9 protein-coding genes are annotated in these 6,448 nt (G+C 42.7%); 5 read left to right on the plus strand and 4 right to left on the minus strand.

What is annotated here, in order from left to right; all coding sequences use genetic code 11:
* The first annotated feature begins 6 nt into the window (after positions 1-6).
* The gene (locus ACED53_RS09560) at positions 7-1,131 is read left to right on the plus strand and encodes a M14-type cytosolic carboxypeptidase (RefSeq protein WP_102579947.1); all 1,125 of its coding nucleotides are present in this window, start codon (positions 7-9) and stop codon (positions 1,129-1,131) included.
* A 138-nt stretch (positions 1,132-1,269) separates the two neighbouring features.
* Here the strand turns inward: ACED53_RS09560 and ACED53_RS09565 are convergent, their stop codons facing one another.
* Both ACED53_RS09565 and ACED53_RS09570 read right to left on the minus strand, forming a co-directional pair.
* Positions 1,270-1,626 carry a hypothetical protein gene (locus tag ACED53_RS09565; protein ID WP_012603678.1) on the minus strand — a complete coding sequence of 119 codons (357 nt, stop codon included), beginning with the start codon at positions 1,624-1,626 and terminating at the stop codon, positions 1,270-1,272.
* 250 nt (positions 1,627-1,876) lie between these two features.
* Positions 1,877-2,503: a LysE family translocator gene (locus ACED53_RS09570; RefSeq protein WP_012603677.1), complete on the minus strand. Its 627-nt coding sequence runs from the start codon at positions 2,501-2,503 to the stop codon at positions 1,877-1,879.
* A 210-nt stretch (positions 2,504-2,713) separates the two neighbouring features.
* Between ACED53_RS09570 and ACED53_RS09575 the strand changes: the two genes are divergently transcribed.
* The 3 genes from ACED53_RS09575 (at position 2,714) to ACED53_RS09585 (ending at position 4,888) form a co-directional block, all read left to right on the plus strand.
* Positions 2,714-3,952: a DEAD/DEAH box helicase gene (locus ACED53_RS09575; protein ID WP_029223163.1), complete on the plus strand. Its 1,239-nt coding sequence runs from the start codon at positions 2,714-2,716 to the stop codon at positions 3,950-3,952.
* A gap of 268 nt (positions 3,953-4,220) precedes the next feature.
* The gene (locus ACED53_RS09580) at positions 4,221-4,442 is read left to right on the plus strand and encodes a hypothetical protein (RefSeq protein ID WP_009846448.1); all 222 of its coding nucleotides are present in this window, start codon (positions 4,221-4,223) and stop codon (positions 4,440-4,442) included.
* 143 nt (positions 4,443-4,585) lie between these two features.
* Positions 4,586-4,888, plus strand: coding sequence for a thiamine-binding protein (locus ACED53_RS09585; RefSeq protein WP_032498912.1), 303 nt, complete (start codon positions 4,586-4,588; stop codon positions 4,886-4,888).
* Between the two features lie 74 nt (positions 4,889-4,962).
* On the opposite strand, the gene ACED53_RS09590 is transcribed toward ACED53_RS09585, so the two are convergent.
* A complete protein-coding gene (locus ACED53_RS09590; protein WP_017099427.1) occupies positions 4,963-5,130 on the minus strand; it encodes a hypothetical protein in 168 nt (55 codons plus the stop codon).
* A gap of 109 nt (positions 5,131-5,239) precedes the next feature.
* Complete coding sequence (locus ACED53_RS09595; RefSeq protein ID WP_017098649.1) at positions 5,240-5,500, minus strand: DUF1289 domain-containing protein; 261 nt, start codon at positions 5,498-5,500, stop codon at positions 5,240-5,242.
* Positions 5,501-5,691: 191 nt separating this feature from the next.
* Between ACED53_RS09595 and ACED53_RS09600 the strand changes: the two genes are divergently transcribed.
* Positions 5,692-6,138, plus strand: coding sequence for an META domain-containing protein (locus ACED53_RS09600; protein WP_009846444.1), 447 nt, complete (start codon positions 5,692-5,694; stop codon positions 6,136-6,138).
* The last annotated feature ends 310 nt before the right edge of the window (positions 6,139-6,448 follow it).

Here is a 6,448-nt window from a genome sequence, read left to right on the forward strand (position 1 = left end):
ACTACAATGAAAATTTTCAGCAATTTCGAAAGCGGCAACATTCACGTCGTTTCAGCAGATTCACCACAAAACATTCAACTGACTATCCCAGCAGACTACCAAACTGAAATCTCTCAGTGGTTTCACTTCCGCTTAGAAAGTGAAGCTCAACAAGCTCACCACTTTGAAATCGGCCAATTGGCAACATCTGCCTACCCTGAAGGCTGGAAAGATTATGATGTGGTTGCATCGTATGACCGTGAAGAGTGGTTCCGCATTCCATCTCAATTCGATGGCGACACTTTAAGCTTTGATATCATTCCTGAACACGATTCAATGTACTTCGCGTACTTCGCACCGTATTCATACGATCGTCATCAAGATCTCTTGCACAGTGCTCAAACGCACCCTGCTTGTAAGCTAGAAACTCTGGGCCATACGTTAGATAACAACGACATCACTTTGCTAACCATCGGTGAGCCAAGTGCAGAGAAGAAAAACATCTGGGTTATTGGTCGCCAACATCCGGGCGAGACCATGGCTGAATGGCTGATCGAAGGTCTGCTACAACGCTTGCTTGATGAGACAGACACAGTAGGCCGCTCACTGCTAGACAGCGTTGTATTCCGCGTTGTACCTAACATGAACCCAGACGGCAGTATCCGTGGTCACCTACGCACTAACGGTATTGGCGTTAACCTAAACCGTGAATGGCAGTCACCTTCTATGGAACGCAGCCCTGAGGTTTTCTTTGTTCGCAAGCGCATGCTAGAAACTGGCGTTGACCTTTGTCTAGACATTCACGGCGACGAAGCAATCCCATATAACTTTGTTGCTGGTAGCGAAGGCACACCTTCATACAACGAGCGCATTGCAAAACTAGAGAATCACTTCAAGCAAGCTCTTCTGACTATCACGCCAGAGTTCCAAGATGAATTTGGCTACGATAAAGACGAACCGGGCAAAGCAAATATGACCGTCGGCACAAACTGGATCGGCGAACAGTTCAAGTGTTTGGCATACACTGTCGAGATGCCATATAAAGATCACATCAGCCACGCTGACGAACTGTACGGTTGGTCTCCAGAGCGCAGTGTTGCATTTGGTCACGACATGCTAGCAGCGGTTTGGGCAACAGTAGACGAGCTATAAGACGAAACAAACTCGTTAGTTTGTCTTTAGAAGTAGTTTGTTCATATAGATGACAAAGCCCAGCACTCGTCAAAGTGCTGGGCTTTTTATATCAGATAATGATGAGTTACTTGGGTTTTAGGCGTTTAGAAGCTTTGCTTATGCCACTCTGAGGTTCGCGAAGAAAACCGGGTACCTTTGCCTAATGTGTCGTTGTTCAGCCACCATATCTTTGAAACTCGGGCCTTGTGATAACAGAACGATCACTTCATCGCCTTCTTGCCTCAATACAGAACCACGAATATCAATGCTGTTATTACCATGCAACCATAAAGTGCCTGCCATTGAGAAGCCTCGATAGACCGGGATGATGTTACTCATCATCAAGCGCACGCCTTTTTCAGAAACTTCACTGACATGAAAAAGTTCATCTTTGATTCGTATCACTGGGCGCGCCTTTTTAGGGTACTTCAGGCGGTAATACTCACGTTTCTGGGTGAATGACTCTTCACTCATCGATGACTCCCTATCTTTGTTTCATGTTTCTGTTTCTTGGTAAAAATGAACAAGCTAACTATCCGTTGTTTTCTGTTTCAAATCTAAGCTCGAAACATACACATTCATCCAATTGATGACTGTCCATTATATCGACTTTACATAGCAATGCTTTAGCCATTTATGAAGAGACTCTAAAATTCCTGAGGATTCAGTAAAAAATGAGCACTGAATAGAATATGGTATATGCCCCATTCTTAGCAACACTACCTCAGAGCTGAAACAATGCTAGTTGAATACTAAAGCCCACAAATAGAACACCACAAACAATGTTCATCATTTGTGAGGTTCGCTTTTGAACCAACAAGCGCTTGAACGTATCCGCCATTAAGATCACAATCAAGAACCACATCGACACTACTGTCGCCTGAATCCCACCAAGCATCAAACTGTCTGTCACAATCGCATCTTTTGAAACAAATTGAGGGAATATAGAAAGATAAAACAGGACGATTTTAGGATTCAGTAGATTAGTGAGGAGCCCTTTGAAAAATTGATTGTATAGCTTACTTCCCGATGCACTTACCGCATAAAGTACACCCTCTTGAGCACGCAGGGCCGCGCGAAAATGGTTATACCCAAGCCAGACAAGATACAAAACCCCAGCCCACTTAAGCCCTTCAAAGGCCATTGGGGTGTTCGACAATAACAAACTTATGCCGTTGGCCGAGATAAAGGCGTGAAAAAAGAAACCACATGACACGCCCAACACGTTCACAAATGCGAACAGCTTCCTTTGAGTTAAGGCTGTGCTTAATACCAGCAAAGCATTAGGGCCTGGAATAATGGCAATAAAAAACACGATAACAATAAACAGCGATATACTGTCCCAACTCATTTCGAACTCATTTCATGAACATTTTTAGGGCGGACATTGTACGTCCATTCAATGCCATTACAATATGATGAACGTTTAATTATCGCGTATGGCTAACATACATAATTCACGCATAAAATGAGAGCGTTTATCGTGTAACGTTACAAAACTGATTTTCTAACATTTGCAGCCCTGTTAGACTCCACCTCCCTTTTGATACTTGGTTCATTTATGTCATTTGATAGCCTAACCCTTAACCCAAAAACCGTCTCCGCGATCCCATCTCAATTCAATAAGCCGACAGAGATACAGCAAACGGTAATTCCTACAATTATTGCGGGGAAAGACGTGCTGGCGTTGGCTCAAACGGGTAGCGGAAAAACGTTGGCATTTGGCTTACCTTTGCTGAACAACATCAAGCATGATGTAAATGAACTACAAGCGATAATCATTGTTCCAACCCGTGAACTTGCCTCTCAAGTAACCAAAGCACTAGAACCCATCGCAAGCACACTTGATATCAAAACGGTGACACTAACTGGTGGTGTTGATATCGAGATCCAGCAACAGCAATTGTTAGAAAAGCCACAACTCGTGATCGCAACTCCTGGCCGCCTACATGCCGTTATTCAAGAGAACAAGCTCGAGCTAACCCAATGCAAGTCTTTAATTCTTGATGAGGCAGACCGTTTACTCGACATGGGATTTTGGCCAGATGTTCAAACCATTATTTCTGCTCTTCCTAAAAAGCATCAAACACTGCTGTTTTCGGCTACGCTGCCAAAAGAGCTGATCAGTCAGACTGAGGCGCTTCTTGTTAATCCAGTAAAGGTCACAACGCATCAAGAAAACAGCGTGGTCGCGGCTATTGAAGAAACTCTGTACTTAGTGAACAAAGGCAGTAAAGCTCAAGCGCTGATCGCCCTAGTCAATCAGCACGCATGGTCGCAGGTATTGGTATTTATTGGCGCAAAAGACAATGCTGATGCATTAACCAAGCGATTGAATAAGGCCAAAATCAGTGTAAATGCGCTACACGGAAATAAGAGCCAAGAAGAGCGAGAGCAAGCATTAGAGAATTTCAAAAATGGCACGACTCGTGTGCTTATCGCCACCGACGTTATGGCTAGAGGCATCCATATTGATCAACTACCTGTCGTAATTAACTTTGATTTGCCATCGCATTCGGCGACTTACGTACACCGAGTTGGTCGCACAGCAAGAGCAGGAAGCACGGGGCGCGCAATCTCTCTGGTTAGCCACAGCGAAACTGACTACCTGAATGCAATTCGTACTCTGACCAATAAACCTCTTATGCTACAAGCGTTGGAAGGTTTCCCTGTTACAGACAAACCTGCATCTGAAGCGACAGCTCGCAAACGTCCGCCTAAAGACAAAATGGCTAACCGAAGAACCGCAAAAAAGAAGAGTGTTAAGCAATTTAAGAGCAAACCAAGTTCTTCGAAATAACCTGTTATTCAAAGTAACCACAGAAAATCGAATAGCCCAGTTTGCACTGGGCTTTTTTATGGTTGATCTCATATTAGCAGGACCAAAATACAAACTTATGCCCTCAAACCTCCATAAAGATGCCAACCTAAATGACACTTTTATGAATTATGATGCCAAGGTATTGATTCTTGGTTGCTCAAAAAAAATACTCTAAAATCACGTTGACGCCCCTATATCTGACAACTAGATTTTTCTATTAGTGTCTAAAAACCGGGAGGTCATTGAAATGAAACGTGCAAGCTCTACATATCGATTACAACTGATTAAGGAAGTGGCCACTCGCCGAGATCGTCAGCGTTCTAATGACCCGATGGCAAACTACATACAAAACCTAATAGACAACAAAGATGACTGTGATACCTCGGTGGAGCGTAACCAGAGATTCAGTGGCAGTCATTTTGATGAACATATTGGTGGTTGGGTTAGCGACCATTGGGGTAGCAAATAAGCCGACATCTCTAGTCACTGATATAGTCGATAGAACAGCATCGTTAGTTGTAGAATTAATACCTGCATGAACCTATCATCTGCAACAATTCCCTATCCTAGAGTAAGCAGAAAGTGTCTGAGTTAAAAAGAGAAAAAGAAGTGATGGTTGCCTTCCAAGTGATCCCTCGCGTTAAAGAAGGCAACAACTTCGAAGTGGTTGATAAAGCAATTGAAGTTGTGAAAGCTGCCGATGTGCCTTTCCAAGTCGGAGCTATGGAAACCACGATGAAAGGTGAACTCAACCTACTGTTAGATATCGTTAAAAAAGCAGAACAAGCTTGCTACGATGCAGGGGCTGTAGAAGTGATCACAAACATTAAAATTCACAGTAAAACCACCGAAGCCAATGATACATTTTGCACGTACCATCGTGGTGTAACGAAAGCGAATCACATGTTTGTTTAGCAATATGTTTATTTCAGAAAGCTGTTTATTTAAGAAAACAGGGCTTTAAGAAAGACTCTGAAGAACCAGTGATGTTATTGAAAAGGCATGTCTGAAAGGTGAGAAAGGATTTCCATTCGTTCTTCTTCTGACATCGAATGCCAATCACGCGGAGCCTCTTCAGGGTCATCTTTCGCCCCGATCGGTTTACGATCCAGTGCTTTAACTGGCTCTTTTTTGAATTTTCCGTTCTTTTTATTCATACCGACACCACTCCTTCAGGTACAAAGGTACCTACCTTAATATTACACCCCAACCATTATGTAAAGTAATAGTTACCTCGAGGTTAAATAAAATTTCAATACTTCCTCTTTAGCCGAAAAGATCTCTTTGGGGACTTGTACTTCCCTCTTCGTCAACCGACTTACCAACCAAATTTTTTTGCTTCATTATTTTTCTTCTATAGCGCTGACGACACAGCTTTATGACGTGTAACTGTTCTGACGGCGTCATCGACATCCAATTAAAGCGCTCCTCCCTTTTACGCATACAGCCATTGCAATAGCCTTTGTCATCGCTTGAGCAAACCCCCACGCAAGGGCTTGGAACTTGGAAAAACTCTAACTGCTCCACCCCGCCTCCTTACATAATCAAAATTACGCTTACTATCTCAAAAATAAGCGATTAATTTGTCGCCTAGCTCATGAAATCCATACTAAACTATGACCTTATACTGACACATATAGTGTTTTGTAAACTATACTTTGAACCCATCAAGTTACACTTATTCGGTAACTTCGTTCTTTCCTTTGGAGCCTTATAATATGAAGTTTAGTTCAAAAAAATTACTAGCAGTAGCCGCTTTACCTATGATGCTAGCAGCATGCACAACAACAGGTGATAACGCGATGCAAGTAACACCAACCGATCTACAGCACCATAATTGGGAACTTGCGCAAATTGATGGCAAGAACATTGAGAAAAGCGAACACCAAGCGACACCTCGTCTAGAGATCGGCGAAAAGATGACGGCAAACGGCATGGCTGGTTGTAACAACTTCTTCGGTCAAGGCGAACTAAAAGACGGTCAATTCCGCATTAAGCAAATGGGCATGACCATGAAAATGTGTCACGGCTCAGCAATGGAAATCGAACAATCGGTTTCCGCGACTCTAAGCGAGTGGAGCGACGTAACACTAACAAACGATACGCTAGTATTGAAAAACGATGTACACACGCTAACGTACACAATTCGTGACTGGGTAAACTAATCAGTCAGAGAAACCAAATATTGATTGAAGGAGCCCTAGTGGCTCCTTTTTTATTGCTTTTTTACACTCATGATTCCTTCAAAACTGACACTCATCGCTTACTTTTCGTACCAACCTCCAATAAACCTAAAAAATCTATCATTTGAGTGCAATAAATTCATCAGTTCAACGGTCTGTTGCTAGGATGGTAAGAGCCCTTAAGTAATTGATTGAATTTACTGTTGAATTAGAAATTATTTCAGAAACAGATAGAATAATAGGGCGTGTTGATCTTTCGAGCTGATTTTTGCAGCGAGTTGCTGGGTATTTA

This window comes from Vibrio sp. 1F169, from assembly GCF_041439605.1.
Classification (GTDB): domain Bacteria; phylum Pseudomonadota; class Gammaproteobacteria; order Enterobacterales; family Vibrionaceae; genus Vibrio; species Vibrio tasmaniensis_A.